The sequence below is a fragment of the Sinomonas sp. RB5 genome, from assembly GCF_054063535.1.
Genome location: NZ_JBSSGJ010000023.1, coordinates 1 through 24,838, shown reverse-complemented (window position 1 = coordinate 24,838; position 24,838 = coordinate 1). Strand labels below are relative to the sequence as shown.

At 71.4% G+C, this 24,838-nt stretch carries 25 protein-coding genes and 1 riboswitch; of the genes, 9 read left to right on the top strand and 16 right to left on the bottom strand.

The annotated features are described in order from the left end of the window. Positions 1–94: 94 nt before the first annotated feature. The gene (locus tag ACVWWH_RS19290) at positions 95–589 is read right to left on the bottom strand and encodes a PaaI family thioesterase (RefSeq protein ID WP_066500371.1); all 495 of its coding nucleotides are present in this window, start codon (positions 587–589) and stop codon (positions 95–97) included. An 82-nt stretch (positions 590–671) separates the two neighbouring features. Next, on the bottom strand, positions 672–1,460 hold the full coding sequence (locus ACVWWH_RS19285) for an SDR family oxidoreductase (RefSeq protein WP_066500370.1): 789 nt from the start codon (positions 1,458–1,460) through the stop codon (positions 672–674). A gap of 93 nt (positions 1,461–1,553) precedes the next feature. On the opposite strand from ACVWWH_RS19285, the gene ACVWWH_RS19280 reads away from it, so the two are divergent. Then, complete coding sequence (locus tag ACVWWH_RS19280; protein ID WP_141305603.1) at positions 1,554–2,798, top strand: MFS transporter; 1,245 nt, start codon at positions 1,554–1,556, stop codon at positions 2,796–2,798. Positions 2,799–2,903: 105 nt separating this feature from the next. On the opposite strand, the gene ACVWWH_RS19275 is transcribed toward ACVWWH_RS19280, so the two are convergent. After that, complete coding sequence (locus ACVWWH_RS19275; protein WP_457317673.1) at positions 2,904–3,599, bottom strand: response regulator transcription factor; 696 nt, start codon at positions 3,597–3,599, stop codon at positions 2,904–2,906. Beyond that, on the bottom strand, positions 3,596–5,209 hold the full coding sequence (locus ACVWWH_RS19270; RefSeq protein WP_457317672.1) for an ATP-binding protein: 1,614 nt from the start codon (positions 5,207–5,209) through the stop codon (positions 3,596–3,598). The genes ACVWWH_RS19275 and ACVWWH_RS19270 overlap by 4 nt, the downstream gene beginning before the upstream one ends. A gap of 217 nt (positions 5,210–5,426) precedes the next feature. Between ACVWWH_RS19270 and ACVWWH_RS19265 the strand changes: the two genes are divergently transcribed. From ACVWWH_RS19265 to ACVWWH_RS19255, 3 genes are all read left to right on the top strand, one after another. Next, a complete protein-coding gene (locus ACVWWH_RS19265) occupies positions 5,427–6,275 on the top strand; it encodes an ABC transporter ATP-binding protein (protein WP_457317671.1) in 849 nt (282 codons plus the stop codon). After that, positions 6,272–7,156: an ABC transporter permease gene (locus ACVWWH_RS19260; protein ID WP_457317670.1), complete on the top strand. Its 885-nt coding sequence runs from the start codon at positions 6,272–6,274 to the stop codon at positions 7,154–7,156. Before ACVWWH_RS19265 ends, ACVWWH_RS19260 begins: the two co-directional genes overlap by 4 nt. 67 nt (positions 7,157–7,223) lie before the next feature. Continuing rightward, complete coding sequence (locus ACVWWH_RS19255; RefSeq protein ID WP_066502759.1) at positions 7,224–8,330, top strand: ABC transporter substrate-binding protein; 1,107 nt, start codon at positions 7,224–7,226, stop codon at positions 8,328–8,330. Positions 8,331–8,511: 181 nt separating this feature from the next. Here the strand turns inward: ACVWWH_RS19255 and ACVWWH_RS19250 are convergent, their stop codons facing one another. Then, positions 8,512–9,510 carry an aldo/keto reductase gene (locus ACVWWH_RS19250; RefSeq protein ID WP_457317669.1) on the bottom strand — a complete coding sequence of 333 codons (999 nt, stop codon included), beginning with the start codon at positions 9,508–9,510 and terminating at the stop codon, positions 8,512–8,514. Between the two features lie 87 nt (positions 9,511–9,597). Continuing rightward, positions 9,598–10,251 (bottom strand): trimeric intracellular cation channel family protein, encoded by a 654-nt coding sequence (locus ACVWWH_RS19245; RefSeq protein WP_066500358.1) that lies wholly within the window; start codon positions 10,249–10,251, stop codon positions 9,598–9,600. A gap of 91 nt (positions 10,252–10,342) precedes the next feature. On the opposite strand from ACVWWH_RS19245, the gene ACVWWH_RS19240 reads away from it, so the two are divergent. From ACVWWH_RS19240 to ACVWWH_RS19220, 5 genes are all read left to right on the top strand, one after another. Then, on the top strand, positions 10,343–11,443 hold the full coding sequence (locus ACVWWH_RS19240) for a carboxylate-amine ligase (RefSeq protein WP_066500356.1): 1,101 nt from the start codon (positions 10,343–10,345) through the stop codon (positions 11,441–11,443). Between the two features lie 322 nt (positions 11,444–11,765). Then, complete coding sequence (locus ACVWWH_RS19235; protein ID WP_066500349.1) at positions 11,766–12,704, top strand: sugar phosphate isomerase/epimerase family protein; 939 nt, start codon at positions 11,766–11,768, stop codon at positions 12,702–12,704. A gap of 8 nt (positions 12,705–12,712) precedes the next feature. After that, a complete protein-coding gene (locus tag ACVWWH_RS19230; protein WP_066500347.1) occupies positions 12,713–13,690 on the top strand; it encodes a 3-hydroxyacyl-CoA dehydrogenase family protein in 978 nt (325 codons plus the stop codon). Between the two features lie 17 nt (positions 13,691–13,707). After that, on the top strand, positions 13,708–14,475 hold the full coding sequence (locus tag ACVWWH_RS19225; RefSeq protein WP_066500344.1) for an SDR family NAD(P)-dependent oxidoreductase: 768 nt from the start codon (positions 13,708–13,710) through the stop codon (positions 14,473–14,475). Positions 14,476–14,662: 187 nt separating this feature from the next. Next, complete coding sequence (locus ACVWWH_RS19220) at positions 14,663–16,033, top strand: MFS transporter (protein WP_457317690.1); 1,371 nt, start codon at positions 14,663–14,665, stop codon at positions 16,031–16,033. A 147-nt stretch (positions 16,034–16,180) separates the two neighbouring features. Here ACVWWH_RS19220 and ACVWWH_RS19215 read toward each other — a convergent pair whose 3' ends face one another. The 10 genes from ACVWWH_RS19215 to ACVWWH_RS19170 all read right to left on the bottom strand — a co-directional run bounded on the left by ACVWWH_RS19215 (position 16,181) and on the right by ACVWWH_RS19170 (position 24,514). Beyond that, entirely contained in the window at positions 16,181–16,903 is a 723-nt protein-coding gene (locus ACVWWH_RS19215; protein WP_066500341.1) for a GntR family transcriptional regulator, read from the bottom strand. Then, positions 16,896–17,714 (bottom strand): triose-phosphate isomerase family protein, encoded by an 819-nt coding sequence (locus ACVWWH_RS19210; RefSeq protein WP_457317668.1) that lies wholly within the window; start codon positions 17,712–17,714, stop codon positions 16,896–16,898. The genes ACVWWH_RS19215 and ACVWWH_RS19210 overlap by 8 nt, the downstream gene beginning before the upstream one ends. A gap of 2 nt (positions 17,715–17,716) precedes the next feature. Beyond that, the gene (locus tag ACVWWH_RS19205) at positions 17,717–18,175 is read right to left on the bottom strand and encodes a ribose-5-phosphate isomerase (protein WP_066500335.1); all 459 of its coding nucleotides are present in this window, start codon (positions 18,173–18,175) and stop codon (positions 17,717–17,719) included. Between the two features lie 57 nt (positions 18,176–18,232). Then, positions 18,233–19,963 carry a dihydroxyacetone kinase family protein gene (locus tag ACVWWH_RS19200; protein ID WP_457317667.1) on the bottom strand — a complete coding sequence of 577 codons (1,731 nt, stop codon included), beginning with the start codon at positions 19,961–19,963 and terminating at the stop codon, positions 18,233–18,235. A gap of 183 nt (positions 19,964–20,146) precedes the next feature. Continuing rightward, positions 20,147–21,469 (bottom strand): MFS transporter, encoded by a 1,323-nt coding sequence (locus ACVWWH_RS19195; RefSeq protein ID WP_218030607.1) that lies wholly within the window; start codon positions 21,467–21,469, stop codon positions 20,147–20,149. A gap of 79 nt (positions 21,470–21,548) precedes the next feature. Continuing rightward, positions 21,549–22,004 (bottom strand): alternative ribosome rescue aminoacyl-tRNA hydrolase ArfB, encoded by a 456-nt coding sequence (gene arfB / locus ACVWWH_RS19190; RefSeq protein ID WP_457317666.1) that lies wholly within the window; start codon positions 22,002–22,004, stop codon positions 21,549–21,551. A 58-nt stretch (positions 22,005–22,062) separates the two neighbouring features. After that, entirely contained in the window at positions 22,063–22,509 is a 447-nt protein-coding gene (locus tag ACVWWH_RS19185) for an SRPBCC family protein (RefSeq protein WP_141305601.1), read from the bottom strand. 57 nt (positions 22,510–22,566) lie between these two features. After that, positions 22,567–23,775: an O-succinylhomoserine sulfhydrylase gene (locus tag ACVWWH_RS19180; protein WP_141305600.1), complete on the bottom strand. Its 1,209-nt coding sequence runs from the start codon at positions 23,773–23,775 to the stop codon at positions 22,567–22,569. 8 nt (positions 23,776–23,783) lie between these two features. Beyond that, positions 23,784–24,197, bottom strand: a complete 414-nt coding sequence (locus tag ACVWWH_RS19175) for a rhodanese-like domain-containing protein (RefSeq protein WP_066500328.1) — start codon at positions 24,195–24,197, stop codon at positions 23,784–23,786. Then, positions 24,194–24,514: a DUF1737 domain-containing protein gene (locus ACVWWH_RS19170; protein ID WP_066500327.1), complete on the bottom strand. Its 321-nt coding sequence runs from the start codon at positions 24,512–24,514 to the stop codon at positions 24,194–24,196. Before ACVWWH_RS19170 ends, ACVWWH_RS19175 begins: the two co-directional genes overlap by 4 nt. Positions 24,515–24,523: 9 nt before the next feature. Beyond that, positions 24,524–24,633: riboswitch (SAM riboswitch) on the bottom strand. Positions 24,634–24,838: the final 205 nt, after the last annotated feature.

Sequence of the window (24,838 nt, the reverse complement as noted above, 5' to 3'; positions counted from 1 at the left end):
CTACCAGCGCGGCGCGGCCACCTCAACAGCCCGCGCGGATTGGCGCGTCGGCGTCACCCGGTCCGCCCCGAAATCCCCCAGTCCGGCGATCCGGCTAGGCCTGCGTGCCCGGAGCTGTCTCCTGCGCGCGCCCTTCCCCTTCGCGGTCCCGTCCCGCGGACGGCATGGGGACGTAGGTGAAGGTCGAGGTGGCGAGGACCTTCCCGCCGGCGTCCGCCACGTCCACGGAGGCCACCACGATGGTGCGCCCCGCGCGCACGATCCGCGCCGTGGCGATCGCCGGACCCACGCGCGAGTTGTCGATGAAGTTCAGGCTGGACTGTGCGGCGAGCGGAAAGTGGCCAGGCTCCACGACCTGCATCGCCAGGAACGTCCCGGTCACGTCCGCCGCACCGAACAGCGCCGTGGCGGCGAACATCCCGCCGGCCTGCCGCAGGCGCGCGGCGAGGGGCATGCGCATGGCGAGGGACGCGCCGTCGCACGCGTGCGGCTCGATGGCCAGGGTGTCCGTGATCTCCTCGAAGCCGATGCCGGCGCGGAATGCGTCCCATCGGATCACGAACTCCTCGAGGCTGGTGGGCACGGGCATGCGGGGTCCTTTCGCTCAGGCGGGCGTCCCTGGTGGCTCCGGGAGCGGCCCGCTGGTGCCACCGTCCCCGGGGCCCGGCAGGTTACTCGGCGCCGCCCTGAGGGGCGCCGCTCTGAGGGGCGCCGGCGTTGGCGCGGCCAGCGATCCACCCCGCGACCCCGGGGCCCAGGATCTCGGCACCGGCAGGAGCCAGGAGCGCCCCGTTGGCGAATCCCGGCAACGGGGCGTCCACCGCCACCACCGGGCGCGGGTCCTGCCGGGCGAGCAGCAGGCGGCGCACGAGCTCGGGCAGCCGCACGGCCTCCGGGCCGGCGATCGTCGTGTCCCGGGCCCTGCGGCGCGTGGCCTCGCGGACCAGGACCTCGGCCACGGAGGCGACCGCGATGGGCTGGACGTACCAGTCCTGCACCGTGACGCGGTCCTCGGCGTAGTCGACGGCGCTCGAGTGCTCCGCGAACTCGAACCACTGGGCCGAGCGGACCACGGAGACCTCGAGCCCGCTGTCCCGCACGGCCTCCTCCTGGTCGCGCTTGGCGACGTAGTAGCTGAAGGTGTCGAAGTCCGGCTTCTCGATGTTGGCGATGGAGAGCAGGACGAGGCGCCGCACCTCCGCCTCGACGCACGCATCCACGAGGTTCCGCCCCGACCGCACGACGGCGTCGAAGCGGCTCATGCTCGCGTCCGGCGGGGTGGGGCTCGAGGCATCGATCGCCACGTCGGCGCCGTCGAGCGCCTCGACGAGCCCCTCGCCCGTGACGAGGTTGACCCCGGCGCTGCGGGTCATCACCACCACGTCGTGGCCCTGCTCGTCCGCCAGCGCCGCGACCCGCGACCCGGCCGTCCCCGTTCCACCCACCACGGCGATCCTCATGGGGCCAGCCTAAGCGCCAGGGTGGCGGCCGGGGGCGTCTCGTTGGGCGGGCGGAGTCGAAGCCTCTGTGGTCTGACCGCTACGCTCTGACGCATGGCACGAGTGATCCATGCACCCGAAGCACGCCCCCGGGCCGCCGCACCTCCCAGCCGGGCCCGGCTCGCGTTCCTCGGGCTGTGCCTCGTGCTCATCGGGCTGAACCTGCGCACCGCGTTCTCCAGCTTCGGGGCCGTGCTCACGGAGGTCCGGGCCAGCGGCTCGGTGCCGGAGTGGGGCATCTCCCTGCTCACCACCGCGCCCGTGACGCTGCTGGGCGTCTTCGCTCCCCTCGCGCCGGTGCTCTCGCGGAGGCTCGGCTCCAAGCGCGTGCTCCTCGGGGCCATGGCCGTGCTGACCGCGGGGCTGCTCGTGCGGCCGTCGGAGTGGGGGCCGGCCGGGCACCTGCCGGGGCTCATCCTCGGGACCGCGCTATGCGGGGCGGCGATCGCGCTGTGCAACGTGATCCTCCCCAGCGAGGTCAAGCAGGACTTCCCGCACCGGCTCGGACTCATGGGCGGCCTGTACACCGCGGCGATCGTCGCCTCCGCCGCCCTGGGGGCGGGCTTCACGTACCCCGTGTTCCAGGCGACCGGATCGTGGAGCTCGGCCCTGCTCTTCTGGGCGTTCCCGGCGCTGGCCGTGGCGGTGCTGTTCGTTCCCGTGGCCGTGCGCGCGCGCCACCGCGGGACCCCGGCCGGGCATCCCGCCGAGGCCGGACCGGGCGTGTGGCGCTCGTCCACCGCGTGGCACGTGACCCTGTACATGCTCTTCCAGGCCATGACGTCCTTCAGCGTGTTCGCCTGGCTGTCCCCGATCCTGCGCGAGCGCGGGATCGACGGCGCCACCGCCGGGCTCATGGTCTCGGCCTCGATCGTGCTCCAGATGCTCGGCTCCCTGTTCGCGCCGAGCCTGGCCGCGCGCCTGTGGGACCAGCGCGCGCTGAACGTCACCCTCGCCGTGATGACGTCCGTCGGGTTCGCCCTCAGCGTCCTCGGGCCGCTTCAGCTCATCTGGGTCTGGATCGCGCTCCTGGGCCTCGGCCAGGGCGCCCTCACCGCGGCCGCGCTGACCCTGATCATGCTCCGCACGCGGCACGGCCACACCGCCGTGAACCTCTCCGGGATGATGCAGGGCATCGGCTACGGGGTCGGCTCCGTCGGCACGCTCCTGGTGGCGCAGATCCACCAGGCCACCGGCAGCTTCGCCCTCGCGGGCTGGGCGTTCCTGGCCATCGGCGTCGGCGCCTCGGTGTTCGGGTACCTCGCCGGCCGGCGGCGCAACGTCGACGACGCCGCCTGAGCCACCTGCGCCCCGTCCGCAAATGGTGACTTGAGCACGGTGCGAGGACTCGGCACCGTGCTCAAGTCACCAATTGCGCGGCCCGAGCACCGCAGGGCCAGCGGGTCAGCCGGGGGCCGGGACGTACGTGTTGACCGGCCGTCCCGTCGCCCCGTACTCGAGGTGCAGGGTGAGCCGGCCCTTCCGCTCGAGCTCGCTCAGATAGCGCTGGGCCGTGGGGCGGGAGATCCCGATGAGGTCGGAGACGTCCTGGGCGCCGAGGGGGCGGCCAGCACCCAGGACGGCGTCGAGCACCTTCTGCATGGTCGGCGGCAGGCGCCGCGCGGAGCCCGGGCCGGGGCCCGCAGCGGCCGTCGAGGCGCGCTGGGACGCGAAGAGCGCGTCGACGTCGTTCTGGCCGGTGATCCCCGTCCGGCTGCGGGACTCCGCGTCCGCCCGCCACCGCCGGTACGCCCCGAGCTGGGCCGCGAGCTGCTCGAACCCGAACGGCTTCACGAGGTAGTGCACGGCTCCGCCGCGCATCGCGGCGCGCACGGTCGCGATGTCCCGCGCGGCGGTGATGATGATGACGTCCACATCGTGCCCGGCCTCGCGCAGGGAAGCCAGCAGGGCGATGCCGTCCTCGTCGGGCAGGTACACGTCGAGCAGCACGAGGTCGGGGCGCTCGCTGGCGATGGCCTCGCGCGCCTCCGCGGCGGTGTGCGCCTCGCCCACGCACTCGTACCCCGGCACGCGGGCCACCTGGGCCGCGTGCAGCCGCGCCACGCGGAAGTCGTCATCGACCACGAGAACCCTGATCACGGCCGCGCCTCCCCGCCCTCGCCCCTCGGAATCCACACCTCGAACCGCCCGCCGGGCCCGGCGAACACGTCCATCGTGCCACCGGCACGCCGCACGATCCGCGTCACGAGAGCGAGCCCGATCCCGCGCCGCAGGTCTGGCTTCCCCGCCCTCCCGGGCTTGGTCGTGTACCCGTCGCGCACGACGTCGTCCACCGCCTCCGCGGGCACCCCCGGGCCGTTGTCGGTCACCGAGACGAAGACCCCGGACGAGTCGTCGAGGGTGAGCGTGACCTCCCGCGGCCCCGGGAGCCCGGAGACGGCGTCGACCGCGTTGTCGAGGAGGTTGCCCACGATCGTGAGCAGGTCCTGCGTTCCGAGGCCGGGCTCGCGCAGGTGCGAGTCCTCGGAGACGACCAGGCGCACGTCCTGCTCGGCGGCGATGGTGATCTTGGCGTGGATGAGCGCGGCGAGCTCGGGCGGCTCGATCCGCGCCCGCAGCCCCTCGCCGAGGGAGCGGGACGAGTCCGAGATGCCGGAGATGAACGTCCGGGCCTGTTCGGGCTCGCCGAGGTCCAGGAGGCCCCCCACCGTGTGCAGGCGGTTGGCGTACTCGTGCTCCTGCGCCCGCAGCGCGTCCATGAGCCCCTCGAGCGAGCGCAGGTCGCGGACGAGGGCCTCGACCTCGGTGCGGTCGCGGAGGGTCACGACCGCGCCCACGCTGCGGCCGCCGACGCTCACGGGCCTGCGGTTGGCCACGAGCAGTGCATCCTCGGTGATGACCGACTGGTCCTCGCCCAGCGCATCGCCCGTGAGGATGTCGCGGAGCCGGCCGGGCGGGATGAGCTCCGAGACGGGCTGGCCCAGCGCGGTGTCCCCGAGGTGGAGGAGCCGCCGCGCCTCGTTGTTGATCACGGTGACGCGGCCGTCGTCGTCGAGCCCCACCATGCCCTCGCGGATTCCGTGCAGGAGGGCCTCCCTGTCCTGCAGGAGCGAGGCGATCGCCGCCGGCTCGAGCCCGAATGTGGCCCGCTTGATGGTCCGGGCGAGCAGGAACGAGCCGGCGCCGCCGAGGAGCAGGATGAGCGCGGAGTACGCTGCGATGCTCCCGGCGTCCTGCGTGAACTCGGTGCTGACCGCGGTCTCGAGGATGCCCACCGAGACCTGTCCCACGACGTGGCCGCCGGCATCGAGGATCGGGGCCTTCGCGTTCGCCGAGTCCCCGAGGCTGCCATGGTTCGTGCCCAGGTGGCTCTGCCCGTCGAGCACCGCGACCGGCTCCTCGAGCCGCTGCCCGATGAGCGAGGGCGTGGGGTGCGAGAACCGGATCCCCTCCCGGTCCGTGACCACCACGTAGTCCGTCTTGGCCCGGACCCTGACCTGCTCGGCGAGGGCCTGGATCTGGTGGCCGGGATCGCGGGAAGCCAGGTCCGCGGCAACCTCGGGCATCTGGGCCACGGACTCCGCGACCCCGAGGGCGCGCAGCTGGAACTGGTTGTCGAGGATCTGGCCCGTGATGCGGTCCGCGACGAACCCGCCGAGGGCCACGGTGAGCACGATCAGCACGAGGGTCCACACGAGGATCTGCGAGGCCAGCGGACGGTCGGCCCACCAGTCCCGCGCACGCCTCATCGCGGCACGCCCTGCCCCGAATGAGCAAAAGGCTCGAAACATGTTTTAACGCTGATAACCCTCGCAAGACGCGCAAGGCTGGCTGCGGGAGGTGACATTTTCCTACTGTCAGTGCAGCCGATGTGATCCATTTCACGGGGCATGGATTAAGGATCCACCAGACAATGGCGTCCCTGCAAATTCTGTGGGCGTGCAAAGACAGAGAGGTCTTTTGACCATGGGAGTAATTCATCCCATCCGGCCGCCAGCCATCGGCGCCGAGGATGCGGGGATCGAGATCTCCGGACTGACCAAGCGGTACCTGACCCCGAAGGGCGGGACGTTCACCGCCATCCGCGACGTCACGGTCACGGTCGAGCCGGGGCAGTTCTGCTCGATCGTCGGCCCCACCGGCTGCGGCAAGTCCACCACCCTGGCCCAGGTCTCCGGGCTCGAGCGGCCCAGCGAGGGCTCGGTGCACGTGGGCGGGCGGCGGGTCGAGGGCGTCACGAACGGCGTGAGCTACATGTTCCAGGCGGATGCCCTGTTCCCGTGGAAGAGCGTCCTCGCGAACGTCATGATGGGCCCGGTCCTCCTGGGCACCCCGAAGCGGGAGGCCACCGAGCTCGCCCGGGACTGGCTGCGGCGTGTGGGCCTGGCCGGGTTCGAGGACCGCTACCCGCACCAGCTCTCGGGCGGCATGCGCAAGCGCGTCGCCATGGCCGCGGCCCTGATCAACAACCCGCGCATCCTGCTCATGGACGAGCCGTTCGGCGCCCTCGACGTGCAGACCAAGGCGATCATGCAGAACGAGCTCCTCAAGCTGTGGGAGGAGCTGCGGCCCTCGGTCCTGTTCATCACCCACGACCTCGACGAGGCCGTGGCCCTCTCCGACCGGGTGGTCATCATGACCAGCAGCCCCGGCTCGGTGAAGGACGTCTTCGACATCGACCTGCCCAGGCCCCGCGGGAACGTCCAGGAGATCCGGCACGAGGAGCGGTTCCTCGAGCTCCAGGGGCACATCTGGGACTCGCTCAAAGACGAAGTCACGCGGGCCTACGCGCGCACGGCAGGGGTTGGGGCATGACGGCCATGGCAGAGGAGAAGGTGCGCGCCGCCGAGGTGCGCAAGGACCAGGGGGCCGAGCTCCAGGCGGCCGCGCGGGCGTCCTTCCGCAGGCGCCGGACGCTGATCTGGGCCGGGCGCGTCGCCCTGGCGGTGGCCGTGGTGGGCGGCTGGCAGTGGTTCACCGAGGAGGGCTGGGTGGACAAGTTCTTCTTCGGCCAGCCGTCGGAGATCTGGAACAGCCTCGTGCGGCTGTTCACCGAGGGCACCGCGTTCGGCACCATCTGGGAGAACCTGTGGGTCACGGTCCAGGAGGCATTCCTCGGGTTCCTGCTCGGCACGCTCGTCGGCGTGGTGCTCGGGATCCTGCTGGGGTCCAACAAGTACCTCTCCGCCGTGATCGGCCCCTACATCCGGATCGTGAATTCGATCCCCAGGATCGTGCTCGGGTCGATCTTCATCGTCGCGTTCGGCCTCGGCGTCTTCCCGAAGATCCTCCTCGCGGCGGTGCTCGTGTTCTTCGTGGTCTTCTTCAACGCGTTCCAGGGCGTGCGGGAGGTCGACCAGAACCTTGTCGCCAACGTGCGGGTGCTCGGTGCCTCCCCGTTCCAGGTGGCCCTGCACGTGACCATCCCGTCGGCGATGACCTGGATCATCGCGAGCCTCCACACCGCCTTCGGATTCGCGATCATCGGCGCCCTCGTCGCCGAGGTGCTCGGCGCCCAGCAGGGCGTCGGGCTGATCATCAGCCAGGCCCAGGGCACTTTCGATCCCAATACGGTGTTCGCCTGCATGGTCATCATCGCGGTGATCACCCTCGGCGCCGAATTCCTGATCAGCCTGCTGGAGAAGTCCCTCCTCAAATGGCGGCCGCCGAACCGCTCCGAGGCACAGGCCATCTAGCATTTCTTTCCCTTTTCACCCGGAATTTCCAGCAGGAATGACACAGAGGATGCGTAAAACAATGAAGATGAAGCGCAGCATCTACGCCGCAGCCGCCGCCGGAGCCGTGGCGCTCACCCTGTCCGCCTGCGGCGGGGGCAGCGCCGCCTCGAGCGGGAGCACCGCGAGCAGCGGCCAGAGCGCGGACAGCGCGAGCATGCCCACCGTCAAGCTCATGGTGGGCGGCATCGACAAGCAGATCTACCTGCCGTACCAGCTCGCGCAGCAGCTGGGCTTCTACCAGAAGTACGGCGTCAAGGTGGAGCTCTCCACGGAGCAGCAGGGCGGCGTCGGCGCCGAGGACGCGATGGCCTCGGGCCAGGTCGACATGGCCGGCGCCTGGTACATCCACACGGTCGACTTCCAGTCCAAGGGCAAGAACGTCGTCAACCTGGTCCAGCTCTCCGGCGCCCCGGGCGAGCGCATCATGTGCACGCCGAAGGCCAACGTCCACTCGGGCGCGGACCTCAAGGGCAAGACCGTCGGCGTGACCGACCTCGGCTCCGGCACCGACGAGCTCACCCAGTTCATCGTGTCCAAGGCCGGCCTGTCCAAGAACGACTACCACACCATCGCGGTGGGCGCCGGTGCCACCGCGATCGCGGCCATCCAGCGCGGCTCCGCCGACTGCGTCATGACCACCCAGCCCACGGTCGGGGCGCTGGAGGCGAAGAACCTCGCCGTCCCGGCGATCGACCTCGCGACGGCGGACGGCGCCAAGGCGGCGCTCGGTGGCACGCTGCCCTCGGCGGGCCTGCTGGCCCAGGCGGACTGGGTGAAGTCCCACGAGGACGCGGCGCAGAAGGTCGTCGACGCGCTCGTGGACACGATGCACTGGATCAGCACGCACTCGGCGGCGGACATCGCGGACAAGCTGCCGCAGTCCTACGTCCAGAACGCCACCATCACCAAGGACCAGTACGTCAAGGCGCTGGACCAGGACAAGGCGCAGTTCCTGCCGGACGGGATCATGCCCGCGGGCGGCCCCAAGACGATCTTCGAGGAGGAGAAGACCATCGGGGTGGACACCTCGAAGATCAAGATGACGGACACCTTCACGCAGAAGTACGCCCAGGCGGCGCTCAAGCTCGAGGGCTACACCGCGGCCTCCACGCCGGCGGGGGAGGACGGCTGAGGCCTCCCGGCCGCCGCACGGGTGCCTGAACGGGACCACTCACACCGGCGGGCCCGCACCGAGAAGGTGCGGGCCCGCCGTCGTGCGCTCCCGCGTCCGCAAATGGTGGGTTGAGCACGGTCCTGCAGGTCTGCACGGTGCTCAACCCACCATTTCGCGGGGCCGGGGGCCGGGGGCCGGGCTAGCGGCTCGTGTCGATGCTGCTCATGTCCCCGTAGCGGGAGCCGACGACCGCGTCCCGCGGCACCGCGCGCTCGAGGGCCTCGAGGTCGTCCCGGCTCAGCTCCACGTCCAGCGCCGCGGCGTTCTCCTCGAGGTACTCCACGCGCTTGGTGCCCGGGATCGGGACCACGTCCTCGCCCTGCGCGAGGACCCAGGCCAGCGCGATCTGCCCCGGCGTGACCCCCTTCGCGGCGGCGATCTCCTTGACCTGCTCCACGAGCCTGAGGTTCGCGTCGAGGGCCTCGCCCTGGAAGCGCGGGAAGTAGCGGCTGCTGCGGGAGTCGCCCGCCTTCGCGAGGGACTCGGCGGTGATCCGGCCCGTGAGGATGCCCCGTCCCAGCGGGGAATAGGGCACGAGGCCGATCCCGAGCTCCCGGAGGGTGGGGAGGATCTCGTCCTCGAGGTCGCGGGTGAACAGCGAGTACTCGGTCTCGAGGGCCGTGATCGGATGCACGGCGTGCGCGCGCCGGATCGTCGCCGCGGAGGCCTCCGAGAGGCCGAGGTGGCGGACCTTGCCCGCCTGGACCAGCTCGGCCATCGCGCCGACGGTGTCCTCGATCGGGACCTTGGGGTCCACCCGGTGCTGGTAGTAGAGGTCGATGTGGTCCACGCCGAGGCGCTGCAGGGACGCGTCGCACGCCTGGCGCACGTACTCCGGGGTGCCGCTGATGCCGAGGCGCTCGCCGTTCGGTCCGCGGACGTTGCCGAACTTCGTGGCCAGCTGGACCTCGTCGCGGCGCCCCGCGATCGCCCGGCCCACGAGCAGCTCGTTCGTGAACGGCCCGTACATGTCCGCGGTGTCCAGGAACGTGATCCCGAGCTCGAGCGCCCGGTGGATGGTGGCGAGGCCCGCGGCCTCGTCGGGGGTCCCGTAGAACTCGGACATGCCCATGCAGCCGAGGCCGAGGGCGGAGACGGTGAGCGGGGAGGCGGTGCCGAGGGTTCGTGTCTGGGTCATGGTCCTAGCCAACTCCCTCGGGTGGGGAGCGCGTCAAGGCCCCCGCGCCGAACACCGTCCGGAACGGGGCGGACGACGGCGCGCGGCTCACTCCCGCGCGGGGGCCTCCCCGCCGCTGCGGTGCCGGCTGGAGGCCGCGAGCGGGACCCGCCAGCGCAGGCGCAGGGCGAGGATGCGGAACGCGAAGACGACCACCGCCACGACCACGCCCGCGGCCGTCGAGTAGAGCCCGAGGGGCCACAGGGCGGCCACCGCCCCGGCGCCCACCATCGCCGGGATGGCGTAGAGGTCGTGCCGGTCGAAGAGCCCTGGCCGGACGTTGGCCACCGTGTCCCGCATGAGGCCGCCGCCGATCGCGGTCACGGTCCCCAGCAGCGCCGCCGAGACCGGGTTCACCCCGTAGCTCAGGGCCGTCACGGTGCCGGTGATGCAGAACAGCGCCAGCCCCGCGGCGTCGAACGTCAGGAGCGTCCGGCGCGCCTTCTGCACCGCGGGCATGAGGAAGTACACCACCGCCGCGGCCAGGACGGGCGGGGCGAGGTAGACGGGCTCGGCGAACGAGTTGGGGAAGCGCCCCAGCACGAGGTCCCGGATCACGCCGCCGCCGAGCCCGGTGAGGGAGCCCAGCATCAGCGAGCCCACGATGTCGAAGTTCTTCTGCACGGCCAGGAGGCAGCCTGAGACGGCGAAGAAGAACACCCCGAGGAGGTCGAACACGAGGGACCAGGTGCGGGCATCCATGCACCCAGAGTAGGGCCGGCCGCTGCTCCGGCCGCCGCGCCGGGCGCCGGGGGTTGTCCGCGGGGCGGCAGGGGTTGGCAGAATGGCCGGTATGCGGAGCTTTGGGGCGGAGGAAGAGCTGCTGATCGTGGACCCGGACACGGGCGCCCCCCAGCCGCTCGTGGACCGGGTGCTGGCGGTCATGGGCCGTCCGCGGGACGTGGAGCGCGAGTTCAAGCTCGAGCAGGTCGAGGTCCAGACGGAGCCCTGTCTGACCCACGAGGAGCTGCTCGGGCAGCTGTACCACGGCCGCCGGGCCCTGGACCGTGCGGCGCGGCAGGTCGGCGCCCGCATCGCGGCGCTCGGGACCTCGCCGCTGAGCTCCGCGACCCACCTCAGCGAGGGGGAGCGGTTCGCCGCGATGGCCGAGGACTACCGCCTGACCGCCCTCGAGCAGCTCACGTGCGGGCTCCACGTGCACGTGTCCATCGCCTCCGCCGAGGAGGGCGTGGGGATCCTCGACCGGATCCGCGAATGGCTGCCCCTGCTCGCGGCGCTGAGCGCGAACTCGCCGTTCTGGCACGGGGCGAACACCGGCTACGCGAGCTTCCGCACCCAGGTGTGGAACCGCTGGCCCACCTCCGGCCCTCAGGAGCCGTTCGGCTCGGCCGAGGCCTACAACCGGCTCGTGGCGTCCATGGTGGGCACCGGCGGCATCCTCGATGCGGGCATGGTGTACTTCGACGCCCGCCTCTCGCGCCGCCACCCGACCGTAGAGGTCCGCGCCTCCGACGTGTGCCTCAACGCCGCCGACTCCGCCCTCGTCGCGGTCCTCGTCCGGGGCCTCGTCGAGACCGCCGCACGCGAGGCCGCCGAGGGTCGGCCGCCGCTCGGGACCCCCGGCGCGGTGCTGCGCCTGGCCGCCTGGCGCGCCAGCCGCTCGGGGCTCAACGGCGACCTCGTGGACCCGCTCGGCGGCCGGCCGGTCCCGGCCGAGGACGCCCTCGCCTCCCTGCTCGAGCATGTGGGGCCCGTGCTCCGCGAGACCGGCGAGCTCACCGGGGCCGAGCGGGCCCTCCGGGGCGTGCTCGCCCGCGGCTCGGGGGAGCGGGCCCAGCGCGAGGCCGCGTCCGACGGCGAGGGGCTGGCCGCCGTCGTGCACGCCGCCGTGGAGGCGACCCAGCAGCGCGACGGCGGGTGGGACATCCCCTAGCCCCCGAGGAGCCACGTCCGTCCCCGCCCCCGCCCCGTTGAGAAGTCACGTACGCGGCGTTGAGAAGTCACGTACGCGGTGTTGCGGGGTCATGTCCCCACGTTGAGAAGTCAGCCCCGCCGCGTTGAAGAGCCACGTCCGGGGCCGCTGCGGGGTGCCTGCGGAGGTGACCCCTCAACAGTGCGGAGGTGACCCCTCAACGGTGCGGAGGTGACTCCACAAGCGTTCAGGACCCCGTTGACAGCAAGCATATTTCCTATAGGATCTTTTTCGTGAGCTGCCTCACGGCAGCGTTCTTCATCCACAGCTGCAACGGAGCACCATGTCGAACGAACCAGCGTTCACCGCAGAGTCATGGCCCATCGCCACCTGCCTCCACGGTTTCCAGGCCGTGGACCGCCGCACGGGAGTGGCGATGCATGATGCATCGCCCGAGGTCTGGGACGACATGTTCGCCCAGATCGCCGACGTCGGCTTCACCCTCGCCGAGCTCGCGGACAGCCACGTCCGCCCCGCCGACCTCGAGCCCGCACGCCGGCACGAGTTCCTCGCGATCGCGGAGTCCCACGGTGTGGGGATCCCGTCGGTCCACCTCCAGCGCCAGAGCGTGATCATGCCCGGCCACGAGGAGCGCAACCTCGCCTACGCCCACCGGACCATCGACGCCGCCGCCGAGTGGGGCATGCAGGTCTTCTCGACCGGCCTGCACCAGCCCTTCAGCGAGGCCCAGCGCAAGGCCCTGTGGTTCTGGACGGCCGAGGGCCCCAAGGACCCCGACGACCGCGAGGTCTGGGACACGGCCGTCGGCCGCATCCGCGAGCTCGGCAAGCACGCCGCGGATCTCGGCCTCCGCATGTCGCTCGAGATGTACGAGGACACGTACGTCGGCACGGCGGACAGCGCCGTGCGCTTCATCGAGGAGGTGGGCCTGGACAACGTGGGCCTCAACCCGGACGTCGCCAACCTCATCCGCCTGCACCGGCCCGTCGAGGACTGGCGCTACCTCTTCGACAAGACCCTCCCGTACGCCAACTACTGGCACGTGAAGAACTACACGCGGGACGAGGCCGCGGACGGCAGCTGGGCCACCTCGGTGCCCTCGACCATGGAGACGGGCCTCATCAACTACCGCCAGGTGTTCCGCGACGCCATCGCGGTCGGCTTCGACGGGATCATCCTCACCGAGCAGTACGGCGGGGACAGCCTCGGCGTCTGCGCCACCAACCAGAAGTACATCCGCACTCTGCTCCCCAAGGGCTAGGAACCACCATGACTGAACTCACCGTTGCCGTCGTCGGCTCCGGGTACATGGGCGGCGGGATCGCCCAGGTCCTTGCGCTCGCCGGCGCCACCGTGAAGATCGCCGACATCTCCGAGGAGATCGCCGTCCGCAACTACGGCCGGCTCCTCGACGAGGCCCGCCAGTTCGTCGCCGACGGGCTCTTCCCGGACGACGCCGTCGCGCGCCTCGAGGCGCACCTCTCGCCGGCCGCCTCGATCGAGGAGGCGGTGGCCGACGCGGACTTCATCGAGGAGGCCGTGCCCGAGAAGATCGAGATCAAGCACGAGACCCTCCGCCGTATCAGCGCCGCGGCCCGGCCGGACGCGGTCATCGGCTCCAACACCTCGACCATCCTCATCGCCTCGCTCGCGGAGGCCGTCACGAACCCGGAGCGGTTCCTCGGCGTCCACTTCTCCAACCCGGCTCCGTTCATCCCCGGGGTCGAGCTCATCCCGCACCCCGGCACGGACGAGTCCGTGATCCCGATGGTCGAGGAGCTCGTGGCCTCCACGGGCAAGGAGACCGCGCGGGTGAAGGACGCGACCGGGTTCGTGCTCAACCGGCTCCAGTACGCGCTGTTCCACGAGGCGACCCAGATCGTCGAGGAGGGCATCGCGACCCCGGAGGACATCGACACGATCGTGCGCACCACCTTCGGCTTCCGCCTGCCCGTCTTCGGCCCGTTCGCGATCGCGGACATGGCGGGGCTGGACGTGTACGCGTTCTGCTACGCCTCGCTGCAGACCCGCTGGCCCGAGCGCTTCGCCACGCCGGAGTCCCTCAAGGAGCTCGTGGACGCCGGGAAGTTCGGCACCAAGTCCGGGGCCGGCTACCTCGACGTCCCCGCTGAGCGCACTCCCGAGCTCGTCGCCTACCGCAACAAGGCCTACGTGGCCATCAAGAAGCTCATGGACGAGCTCGGCCCCGCCCCCATCCAGCCCGCGCCCGCCGCGGCTGCCCACTGAGGACCAGGAGAAACCGCATGACTGACTTTCCCGCTTCCCGCACCGTGATCCTGACCGGCGCGGCCTCCCCGCGCGGCATCGGCCGGGCCTCCGCCCACTACCTGGCCGAGCGCGGCTGGAACATCGGCATCATCGACGTCGAGGCCGAGGCCGCCAAGCGCGTGGCCGAGGAGATCGCGCTCGAGCACGGTGTCCAGGCCGCCGGCGCCGGCGCCGACGTCTCGGACGAGGCCCAGGTCCGCGCCGCCTTCGACGAGCTCGAGGGGGAGCTGCCCCAAATCGTGGCCCTCGTGAACCTCGCCGGCGTCTCCTCGCCCGTGCCGTACCTCGAGGTCACGGCGGACGAGTGGAACCGCGTCATGGGCATCAACATGAACGGCGTCCACTACGCGACCCGCCGCGCCGTCGAGTCCATGGTCAAGCACGGCGTGGGCCGCGTGGTCAGCCTGTCCTCGGTCTCCGCCCAGCGCGGCGGCGGAACCTACAGCAAGACCGTGTACTCCGCGGCCAAGGCCGGCGTCATCGGATTCACCCGCAGCATCGCCCGCGAGCTCGGGCACCAGGGCATCACCGCCAACGCCATCTCGCCCGGTCCGATCGACACGGACATCATGGGCGGCACGCTCACGGACGAGCGCAAGGAGAAGATGGCGGCCGACGGCGTGCTGCCGCGCATCGGCACCCCGCGGGACATCGCCGCGGCCATCGCCTACCTCATCAGCGAGGACGCCGGCTTCGTGACGGGCCAGACCCTGAACGTCGACGGCGGCCTCTACATGCACTGAGGTGGCCACCGTGAAGTCTGTCCTCGGCCCCTGGTCGAAGTCCCGCCTCGCCTTCCTGGCCATCGGGATCGTGTTCGTCGCCATCGGCGTCGTCTCGATCCTGCAGGCCCACTAGCAGTACCTCTTCCGTTCCATCAAGGCACCCAACCCCTGCACGGGTTCATCTCAAAGGAGAGCTGACGTGTCCATCCCCGCTCCGCGGACGGTCGCGCCCTCGGCGCATGACATTGCGCTGAAATCCGCCATCTCGAAGGCCGCACGGCACCTGATGCCGATGCTCGTGATCCTCTATTTCGTCGCCTTCCTCGACCGCACCAACGTGGGCTTCGCCCAGGCGGCCCTCAAGGCGGACCGGGGCGTCGGCGACGCCGCGTTCGCCCTCGGCGCCGGCATCTTCTTCATCGGCTACGCCCTCTTCGAGGTGCCGAGCAACCTCCTCCTCAAGCGCTTCGGCGCACGCTTCTGGCTCGCGCGCATCTCCATCACGTGGGGCATCGTCGCGGCCGCGTTCGCGTTCACCACGGACGACGTCATGTTCAACGTGCTGCGCTTCCTCCTCGGCGTCACCGAGGCAGGCCTGTTCCCGGGCGTCATCATGTTCCTGTCCGAGTGGTTCCCGAACAAGGTCCGCGTGCAGATGTTCGCGATCTTCTACCTCGCCCAGCCCTTCTCGCAGATGATCGGCGCCCCGCTCTCCGGCGGCCTCATCAGCTTCGGCGACTCCCTCGGCTTCGCCCGGGGCTGGCAGGTGATGTTCTTCGGCGAGGGCCTGCTCGCCGTCATCGCGGGCATCGCGGCGCTGTTCCTCCTCACGAACAGCCCGGCCAAGGCCAAGTTCCTCAGCGATGAGGAGAAGCTCGCCCTCTCGAACGCGATGGCGGTCGAGGACCGGGCTCGCACCGAGGACGGCCCGAGCGGCATCTGGCGCGCCATGGCGAACTGGAAGGTCTGGTACTTCACGGTCATCTACTTCGCGCTGCAGATCGCCGTCTACGGCACTACGTTCTACCTCCCCCAGGAGGTCGCGGGCCTGCTCGGCAAGAAGGTCGGGTGGGAGGTCGGCCTCGTCTCCGCCATCCCGTGGCTCGTTGGCCTGTTCGCGTGCTACTACCTGGGCAAGGCGGCGCACACGGTGGCGCGCCGGCGCAACTGGGGCAGCCTGCTCTACATCGGGACCGGCGTGTTCATCCTCGGTTCTGCCTGGGCGGGCGCGAACAGCCAGCCGCTGCTCGGCATCGTCTTCATCACGCTCGCCGTGGCCAGCTTCCTCACGGTCGGACCGATCACGTGGGCCTACCCCACGGCCTTCCTCACGGGCGCTGCCGCCGCGGCGGGCATCGGCCTCATCAACTCCCTCGGTAACCTCGGCGGCTTCGTGGCCCCGCTCATGCGGACCGCGTTCAACGACGCGCTGCCCACCAAGAGCGGCGAATGGGGCGTGGTGTCCCTGGGCGTCTTCGCCTTCCTCGCCGCCGCGATGGTCTTCGCGACCAAGTTCTTCAAGGGCGCCAAGTCGGATGAGCTGCTCGAGGCCGAGGAGCTCACCCCGGTCCACTGACCCGGTACTGGCACACGGCGCCCCCGGTCCTCCGCAGAGGACCGGGGGCGCCGGCGCCCGCCGCCGGGCGGGGACACCGCAACGGAGTACGACGTCGGCCGGTCACCTCGCGGAGGTGACCGGCCGACGTCGTGCGTCCTGGGGCTGTCAGCTGGAGGCGACGTCCCGGCGGGCGCGTTCGCGGACCCGCTGGATGTGGTCGCGCATGGCGGCGCCTGCGGCGGCGCCCGTCCCGGAGCGGAAGGCCTCGAGGATGGCCCCGTGCTCGACCACGGCCTCGTCCGCGTCGCTCACGCCGGACTTGACGGTCTGGCGCATGCGGTGGACGCGGGTCGAAATGGCTTCCGACATGTCGATCAGGAAGGGATTCTGCGTGCCCTCGAAGATGAGGTGGTGGAAGTTCCAGTCGACCGCGTAGTAATCGCGCATGAGGGCCAGCGTGAGCTTCTCGCCGTGCGCCACGGCCTCGTCGACGACGCGCGAGATCTCGATGTGCTCGGCGAGGGCCTGCTCCAGGCGGGGCACGAGCGTCTCCGCGTGCCGGGCCGCGAGCTCCGTGGCGCCGCCCTCGAGCACGAGGCGGGCGTCGAAGAGCGCCTCGAGGTGCTCCTCGGCGAGCGGCGGGGCGACGCGGTAGCCCTTGAGCGCCTCGCGGGTCACGAGGCCGGTGCGCTCGAGCTGGACGAGGGCCTCGCGGACGGGCGTGGGGGAGACCTTGAGGTCCCGGGCGATCGCGTCGATGGACAGGCGGGTCCCCGGGGCGAGGTCCGCCGTCATGAGCATGTCCAGGACGAGGTCGTAGACACGGTCGCGCAGCCCCCTGCGCTCGAGGGCTGCCGCTCCGGCGAGGGGGTAGACGGTCTCAGACATGGGCTCCTCCTGCGCCACTGATAGTACCAGTCCCATCTGGGCCGAGGAGGGCCGATACCTCGTCGAGGATGTCCTCGACGGCCGCGGGATCGTGGGCGAACCGGCCCAGGAACAGGCCGTCCACGGCGTCCGCGATCAGGGTCAGGAGGCCCGGGCCGGCGCTGCCGCCGTAGATGACGGCCGAGCCCTCGTGGCCCGGCAGCGACCGCACGTGCTCCCGCAGGGGCGCGCAGACCGACCGGATGTAGTCCGGCTCGGCGGGCTCCGGCGCCCCGATGGCCCACTGCGGCTCGTAGGCGGCGATCACGGGCCCGGACAGGCCGGACGCCCCGGCGGCGGCCAGGGCGTCGTCGAGCTGCCGGATGCACTCCTGAGCGGCCGCGTCGGGGGCGAGCCGGTCGGGCTCGCCCACACACACGAGCGGGACGAGTCCGTTGCGCAGGGCCGCGGTGGTCTTGGCGCGCACCACGGCGTCGTCCTCGCCGAACAGGCGCCGCCGCTCGGCGTGCCCGACCTCTGCGAGGGAGCAGCCGAGCTCGGCGAGCTGGGCGCCGCTGACCTCACCGGTGAAGGGGCCGAAGTCCTCGGCAGCGAGGTCCTGCGCTCCGACCATCGCGGTGCCCTCGAGCGCCTCCAGCGCCCCGGGCACGGAGAGGTAGCCCGGGACCATGAACAGTCCTGCGCTCCCGCCGACGGTCGCGGGGTGCCGGCGGGCGATCTCCGCCACCGCCCGGCACCACGCGAGCGTGCGCCCGTGGGTGAAGTACATCTTGGTGCTCGTGCCGAGGAGGACGGGCGGAAACGCCGTCACCCTCAGATCCCTTCGTAGCTGCAGATCTCGCGCACCTTGTCGTTGGAGGCGCTCGCCTCGTCGAAGACGTACGTGAGCCACTCGCGCACGTTCCGGCGTGCCTGCTCGATCCCGATGACGCGCTGGCCCATGCACAGCACCTGGGCGTTGTTGGACAGGACGCTGCGCTCCACGGAGAAGCTGTCGTGCGCGGTCACGGCCCGGATGCCCTTGACCTTGTTCGCCGCGACCGCGACGCCGAGGCCGGTGCCGCACACGAGGATGGCGCGGTCGGCCTCTCCGCGGGCCACCATCTCGGCGGCGGTCGTGGCGATGGTGGGGTAGTTGGTGTGCCCGTCGGCGTCCACCCCCACGTCCGCCACGGAGGCGACCAGGCCGTTGGCCTCGAGGTCCTTCTTGATGACTTCCTTGTAGTCGAAGCCGGCGTCATCCGAGCCGACCACGATGCGCCAGGCGGGCATGCGTGCTCCTTCGTCGTGGGTTCTTGTTCTGGTCTGGTTGCGGGCCCGGAGCCCGGGTCAGCGGGCCGCGAGGACGGCGTGCACGCGCTCGGCGATGAGGGCCAGGGAGACAGCGCCGGGGTCCGGGGTGCCGAGGGACTTGGCGCCGTGCGAGCGGGCGCGGCCCATGCCGGGCATGAGGTCCGCCGTCGCCTCGGCGGCCCGGGCGGCGGCGGAGGCCGCGCGCTGCCACGCCGTCGCGAGGCCCTCGCCCGCCTCCACCTGCTCGGCGAGGGTGTCTGCGAAGGGCACGAGGGCGTCGACCATCGTCTTGTCGCCCACCTTGGCCTTGCCGTAGTCCATGACCGCGTCCCGGGCCGCCGAGACCCCGGCGGCGACGGCGGGCGCCGTCGGCGCTTCGGTGTCCCCGAGGTGGGTGCCGACGGTCCTGAGGATCAGTCCCCAGAGCGCCCCGGAGGTGCCGCCGGCGCGGTCGGACCAGGCGTCGCCGCAGCGGACGAGGAGGCTCTCGGCGCCCGCGCCCGCCTGCGCCAGCGCGGCGGCGGCCTCCGCGGCGGCGACGGTGCCGCGCTGCATGCCGATGCCGTGGTCGCCGTCTCCCGCGATCGCGTCGATGCGGCCCAGCTCGGCCGCCTGCTCGCCGATCAGCTCCCGCACGGCGGCGAGCGCGCCGCTGATGAGCCGCGCGGCCTGGCGGGATTCCTCGGACGACGGCGGCAGCTCGGCCTCCGCCTCGTCCTCGCCGTCCGCGGTGACGGCCTCGAGCGCTGAGGTGTCCATCGAGCCGGTGCGGAAGGCGGGGGTGTCGGCGGGCGCGAGCCAGAGCCGCTCGAGCTCGTCGTCGACCCAGAAGAGCGTGAGCGAGGCGCCGGCCATGTCGAAGCTCGTGCAGAACTCGCCGACCTGCGGGTCCACGAGCGTGAGCCCTGCCTCCTCGAGGAGGTCCGCGATGCGCGCGAACACCACGAAGAGCTCTTCGTTCTTCACCGACCCGAGGCCGTTGAGGATGGGCACCACGCGGCCGCCCCGGACGGAGGCGCCCTCGGGGACCTCGGCCGGGTCGAGGAGATGCTGCACGAAGAGCTCGGCGAGGCCGTCCGCGCTCGGGATGTCGGTGATGTCGATCCCGGGCTCGCCGTGGATGCCCAGCCCCACGGCCATCTTGCCCTCGGGCACCGTGAACAGCGGCTCCTCGGCACCCGGGAGGGTGCAGCCGGTGAACGCCACGCCCATGGAGCGCGTGCGGGCGTTGGCGGCGATGGCCACGCGCTCGACGTCGTCGATCCCGTAGCCCTGGGCCGCCGCCGCGCCGGCGGCCTTGAAGACGGTGAGGTCGCCGGCGATGCCGCGGCGGCGGCCGGCCTCGGCGGGCGGGGCGCTGAAGATGTCGTCGGTGACCGTGACCGTGCGGCAGTCGATGCCGTCGGCGCGCACGGCCTCCTGGGCGGCGCCGAAGTGCAGCACGTCGCCGGCGTAGTTGCCGAAGCTCAGGAGCGCGCCGCGGCCCTGTTCGCTCGCCCGGATCACGCCCTCGACCTGGTGGGCGGACGGGGAGGCGAAGAGGTTGCCCATCGCGGCGCCGTGGGCGAGGCCGGCGCCCACCAGTCCGCCGAACGCCGGGTAGTGGCCGGAGCCGCCCCCGATCACGAGCGCGACCTCGGGCTCGGGGGAGCGGGTCGAGCGGGACACCCCGCCGGCCACCCTGCGCACCCAGCGGGTGTTGGCGCGCACGAATCCGTCCACCATGTCATCCGCGAACGAGGCCGGATCATTCCACAGCCGGGTCATGTGCTTCTCCTCGACATTGAGTCACCTGCGACGCCCAAACCTTCGGGCCTCTTTCCTATAGGATATTTGACAGCAGGTCACCCGCGTCAAGTGTGTCGTACCGTCAATGCCGACGCCCCCGCAGTTCCCGTCGACGACGGGCCCTGCGGGGGCGCGGACGCTCTCCGGTCCTTCCGGTGCGCCTCAGCCCCGCCGGTCGGAGGGCGAGACTGCCGCGCGGGGGGCGCCCTCCGCCGTCGGCCGGTCGCCGCCCTTGCGGAGGGTCAGCATCACCAGGCCTGCGGCGAGCAGGCAGGCGGCCAGGAACACCGACGTGGCCATGAAGCTCCCATGGGTGACGTCCTGCAGGAAGCCGCCGACGTAGGGGCCCACGAAGCCGCCGAGGTTTCCGACGGCATTGATCAGGCCCATGGCGCTTCCGGCCACCACGACCGGCATGGCGCGGGAGGCCGAGGCCCAGAACGGTCCGTCGTAGGCCAGCGCTCCGGCCATCGCGATGCTGATGAACGTGACCGCGAGGATCGGCATGGCGCTGCCCGTTGCCACCGAGATGACGAGGGCCACGGCGCCGACGGCCATGGAGAGCAGCACGTGCGTGGAGTAGCGGCCGGAGCGGTCCGCGGCCTTGGCGTTGTACCAGAGGGCGAACATGGCCAGCACGTACGGGATCGCGGTGACGAATCCGACCTCGATCGAGGAGCCGGAGGTGATCGTCTTGACGACCTTCGGGAGCCAGATGTTCAGGCCGTAGAAGCCGATCTGGATCAGGAAGTAGACGATCGTCAGCCGCCACACCGCGCTGTTGGCGAACACGTGCTTGATGCTCACGTGCCCGAGCTGCGGGGAGGCGGCCTCGTCTGCGGCGAGGCCCTCTTCGATGTAGGCGCGCTCTTCGGGCGAGCACCACTTGGCGTCGCGCGGGCGGTCGGCGATCATCAGCCACCAGATGGGGGCGGCGATCACGAACGGGAAGATGCCCTCGATGATGAACAGCCAGCGCCAGTCCGAGAAGGAGAGGATCCACCCCGACAGGGGTGCGGTGATGATCGAGGCGATCGCGATGTTCATCATCCAGAAGGCGTAGGCGCGGGCGCGTTCGGCCGCGGGGAACCAGTGGCTGATGAGCACCAGGATCGCGGGCCAGATGCCGGCCTCCGCCACGCCGAGGAAGAAGCGGACAACGAGCAGTTCCCCGAAGTTCTGGATGAAGCCGCCGAGGACCGCCAGGACGCCCCAGACGAGGATCATGATGCCGACGAACTTCTTGGCGCTCCAGCGTTCGGCCAGATGGCCGCCGGGAATCTGGAGCGTCAGGTAGCCGATGAAGAAGATCCCCGCGGCCAGACCCTGCTGTGCAGCGTCGATGCCGAGGTCCTTGTGGAGCCCGTTCAGGGCGAACCCGATGTTGGTCCGGTCCATGAACGAGATGATGTAGACGATGATTGCCACCGGGATCAGGCGCGTCCAGCGCTTTCTGCCGACGGCGCCGTGGACAGCTTCGGCCACGATAGCCTCCTCTTTCCTATAGGATATACCCCCTTTTTTACGCTAGGCGTGGTGTGGATCACTGTCAAGGGGTCCGTCCCTACGGCGGAGGGAGCCGGCGCCGGGCTGCCTTGGTCTCGCCGCGGCGCTTCTTGGACTCGAGGCGGCGGACCTGCGAGCCCCGGGTCGGGCGGGTGGCACGGCGGAGGGGGCCCGGCGGCATGAGGGCCTCGGACAGCAGCGCCGCGAGCCTGGCCCGCGCCGCCTCGCGGTTGCGCAGCTGGGAGCGTTCGCCGGACGCGACGACGCTCAGCCGCCGGCCCACGAGCCGGCCGGCCAGCCGGGCGAGGACGCGCTCGCGCTGGGTGTCCGAGAAGGCCGCGCTCGCGCCGGGGTCGAAGAGGAGCTCCACCCGGCTGTCGGTCGTGTTGACGCCCTGGCCGCCCGGACCGCTCGAGCGGCTGAACCGCTCCACGAGTTCGGAGGCCGGGATGGTGACCCCGTGCCGCGCGCCGGGCTGCGGCGGTACTCGGAGGTCTCGGCCGGGCGTGTCCATGGGCCCATTGTCCGGCACGGGCGGAGTGGGCCGGCTCCGCTGGGCTGCGTGGCTCCGCTCAGCCGCCGTGGCGCAGGAGGCGCTTGAGCAGCGGCCGGTAGAGCAGCGGGGCGACGGCGCCGGCCGCCCAGCTCCCGACCCGCCCGAGGCGGGCCAGCCCCAGGTCCTGCGACCAGCGAACGGTCGAGCCGCCGTCGTGCGCGGAGACGGTGAGGTCCACCGCGCCCAGCACGAGCGGGCCCCCCTTGACGATCCGGGCCCGGCCGGGCGCCGAGTCGGTGGGCGGGGTGATCGACTCGATGGTCATGGTGTCGTCGAAGCCGACAGGGCCCACGGCGGTGCGCCCGGTGAAGAGGTGCCCGGCATGGAGCTCGTCGGCCGTGGCCAGTCCCCGGGTGATGCGCGTGAACGGGATGAACCGGTCATGCCCGCGCAGGTCGAGCACCCGTGTCCACGCCTGGCGGGGCGGGAGCGGTGTGGTGATGACGATGTCGAAGTGCCGCATGGTCACAGTGTCCCCGGTGCGGCCGTCGCCGCGCTTCCCTCGGCCACGTGGCTCCCCTCAGCCGCCGTGGGTGAGCGCCCGCTCGAGGTCCCCGATCAGGTCCCCGACGTCCTCGAGTCCCACCGAGAGCCGCAGCACGCCGTCGCCGAGCCCGATCGCCGCGCGCCCCTCGGGGCCCATGGCCCGGTGGGTCGTCGTGGCGGGGTGGGTGATGAGGGACTTCGAGTCGCCGAGGTTGTTGGAGATGTCGATGACCTGAAGCCCGTTGAGCAGGCGGAAGGCCGCCTCCTTGCCCTGGCCCTCGGGGGCATCCAGCTCGAAGGTGATGACGGTTCCGCCGGCGCTCATCTGCTTCTTCGCGAGCTCGTACTGCGGGTGCGAGGCGAGATGCGGGTACTTGACCCAGCGGACCTCGGGCCGCGCCTCGAGCCATTCGGCGATCGCGAGGGCACTCGCCGAGGAGTGCCGCACGCGCAGCCCCATCGTCTCCAGGCCCTTGGAGAGCACCCAGGCGTTGAAGGCCGAGAGCGCCGGGCCCGTGTGGCGCATGAGGTTCTTCACCGGCCCGTCGATGAACTCCTTCGTGCCGAGCACGGCGCCGCCGAGCACGCGGCCCTGGCCGTCGATGTGCTTGGTGCCGGAGTACACGATGACGTCGGCACCGAAGTCCAGGCTGCGCTGGAGCAGGGGGGTGGCGAAGACGTTGTCGACGACGACCTTCGCGCCCGCGGCATGGGCGAGGTCCGCGACGGCCTGGATGTCCACGAGCTCCTGCATCGGGTTCGATGGGGACTCGAAGAACACGGCGGTGGTGGGCCGGGAGAGCGCCTCGCGCCACTGGTCCAGGTCGGGGCCGTCCACGAACACCGTCTCAACGCCCCAGCGGGGCAGGATCTCGTTGAGGATCACGAAGCACGAGCCGAACAGGCTGCGCGCCGCGACGACCCGGTCCCCGGCTCCCAGCAGGGCCGCCAGCGCGGTGAACACCGCGGACATGCCGGATGCGGTCGCGAAGCAGGCCTCGGTCCCCTCGAGCAGCCGGAGCCGCTCCTGGAAGGTGGCGACGGAGGGGTTGCCGTAGCGCGAGTAGACGAAGCGCTCTTCCTCGCCGGTGAACGCCCGCTCGGCGGCCTCGGCGGAGGAGTAGACGAATCCGGAGGTGAGGAAGAGCGCCTCGGACGTCTCCTGGAAGTCGGTGCGCAGGAGTCCGCCCCGCACCGCCTGCGTGTCCTCGCTCCAGCTGGCGGCGTTGATGTCAAAGCTCACGTAAGTCTTCAGTCCTGTCCAAGATTGGTCGGCAGTCCGCGGTTCTTCCACCCGTTGACCGTCCGCTGGCCGTCCGGCCCGGGCACGCCCTCGAAGCCCTCGAGGACGCTGTACGCGGTGAAGCCGAGGTTTGTGGCCACGGCGGCCGCGGCCGCGGAGCGGTGGCCGGAGCGGCAGAGGAACAGCAGGGGGGTCGTCCTGTCGTCGGGCCCCTGGAGTTCGAGCTCCATCACGAAGTCCGGATTGGGGATGCCGCCCTCGAACACCCAGGGGATGAAGAGCGGATCGTTCTCGGTGCCCTTGGTATCGGGAATGCCCACGTGCGCCCACTCCTCCTCGGTGCGCACGTCCACGAGCACGGCCTCGCCGCTCGCGAGCTTGGACCAGGCCTCCTCCGGGGTGAGGTCGCCCGCGTAGCTCACGCGTGGCCCTCGCCCTCGTACTCGAGGGAGTCGACGGCGGAGGCCACCGCGGCGTCCGCCCTGGCCACCGTGTGGGGGAGGACCACGGCCTGGGCCACGATGACGTCGGTGCCGTTGAAGGTGGCGGCCGGGCTGCCGTGGAGCACGTACCCGTCGGCGAGGGCCTGCGAGATGCGGGCGCAGAATTCGCGGGTGTCCGGGCCGGTCAGGAGCCGGTAGGCCAGCTTCTCCTCGGCGGGGCTGCCCGGGGCCGCCGGGTCGTTGAGCGGGGTGGTCGCGGCTGCCGCCGCGGTCTGCTCGGTTGCTGTGTCGGGCATGACGGGGCTCCTTCGGGCTTGCGTATCGAAGACGAATGCCGAGTACTCACCTGAGGCACCCCGCCGCTTGGAGGGTTGCCGGCCAGCTAAGTCAGGGCTTGGCACTGGCGCTCATTACTCTTCGATTGAACGTAGCACGGGGCACTGGGGCCGACCATGGGGCTGCGGTAACGATTGGCAATATGCGGATGGGGCGCGGCCCGGCCGGACCCCCGGCGGCCGGGCCGCGGGGTGGGTCAGTCGTGTCGGGTGCGGTTGGCGACGACGGGGGCTGCGCCGGTGTAGCCGTCGCGGGCGGCGGCGATCTCGTGGATGCGTTCGCGG

Excerpts from the sequence above, each read along its gene's own strand:
- ACVWWH_RS19205 (WP_066500335.1), bottom strand. The coding sequence starts at position 18,175 with ATGCCCGCCTGGCGCATCGTGGTCGGCTCGGATGACGCCGGCTTCGAC.
- arfB (WP_457317666.1), bottom strand. The coding sequence starts at position 22,004 with ATGGACACGCCCGGCCGAGACCTCCGAGTACCGCCGCAGCCCGGCGCG.
- ACVWWH_RS19285 (WP_066500370.1), bottom strand. The coding sequence starts at position 1,460 with ATGAGGATCGCCGTGGTGGGTGGAACGGGGACGGCCGGGTCGCGGGTC.
- ACVWWH_RS19250 (WP_457317669.1), bottom strand. The coding sequence starts at position 9,510 with ATGACCCAGACACGAACCCTCGGCACCGCCTCCCCGCTCACCGTCTCC.
- ACVWWH_RS19235 (WP_066500349.1), top strand. The coding sequence starts at position 11,766 with ATGTCGAACGAACCAGCGTTCACCGCAGAGTCATGGCCCATCGCCACC.
- ACVWWH_RS19170 (WP_066500327.1), bottom strand. The coding sequence starts at position 24,514 with ATGCCCGACACAGCAACCGAGCAGACCGCGGCGGCAGCCGCGACCACC.
- ACVWWH_RS19255 (WP_066502759.1), top strand. The coding sequence starts at position 7,224 with ATGAAGCGCAGCATCTACGCCGCAGCCGCCGCCGGAGCCGTGGCGCTC.
- ACVWWH_RS19260 (WP_457317670.1), top strand. The coding sequence starts at position 6,272 with ATGACGGCCATGGCAGAGGAGAAGGTGCGCGCCGCCGAGGTGCGCAAG.
- ACVWWH_RS19280 (WP_141305603.1), top strand. The coding sequence starts at position 1,554 with ATGGCACGAGTGATCCATGCACCCGAAGCACGCCCCCGGGCCGCCGCA.
- ACVWWH_RS19245 (WP_066500358.1), bottom strand. The coding sequence starts at position 10,251 with ATGGATGCCCGCACCTGGTCCCTCGTGTTCGACCTCCTCGGGGTGTTC.
- ACVWWH_RS19225 (WP_066500344.1), top strand. The coding sequence starts at position 13,708 with ATGACTGACTTTCCCGCTTCCCGCACCGTGATCCTGACCGGCGCGGCC.
- ACVWWH_RS19200 (WP_457317667.1), bottom strand. The coding sequence starts at position 19,963 with ATGACCCGGCTGTGGAATGATCCGGCCTCGTTCGCGGATGACATGGTG.
- ACVWWH_RS19215 (WP_066500341.1), bottom strand. The coding sequence starts at position 16,903 with ATGTCTGAGACCGTCTACCCCCTCGCCGGAGCGGCAGCCCTCGAGCGC.
- ACVWWH_RS19230 (WP_066500347.1), top strand. The coding sequence starts at position 12,713 with ATGACTGAACTCACCGTTGCCGTCGTCGGCTCCGGGTACATGGGCGGC.
- ACVWWH_RS19270 (WP_457317672.1), bottom strand. The coding sequence starts at position 5,209 with ATGAGGCGTGCGCGGGACTGGTGGGCCGACCGTCCGCTGGCCTCGCAG.
- ACVWWH_RS19240 (WP_066500356.1), top strand. The coding sequence starts at position 10,343 with ATGCGGAGCTTTGGGGCGGAGGAAGAGCTGCTGATCGTGGACCCGGAC.
- ACVWWH_RS19265 (WP_457317671.1), top strand. The coding sequence starts at position 5,427 with ATGGGAGTAATTCATCCCATCCGGCCGCCAGCCATCGGCGCCGAGGAT.
- ACVWWH_RS19290 (WP_066500371.1), bottom strand. The coding sequence starts at position 589 with ATGCCCGTGCCCACCAGCCTCGAGGAGTTCGTGATCCGATGGGACGCA.
- ACVWWH_RS19185 (WP_141305601.1), bottom strand. The coding sequence starts at position 22,509 with ATGCGGCACTTCGACATCGTCATCACCACACCGCTCCCGCCCCGCCAG.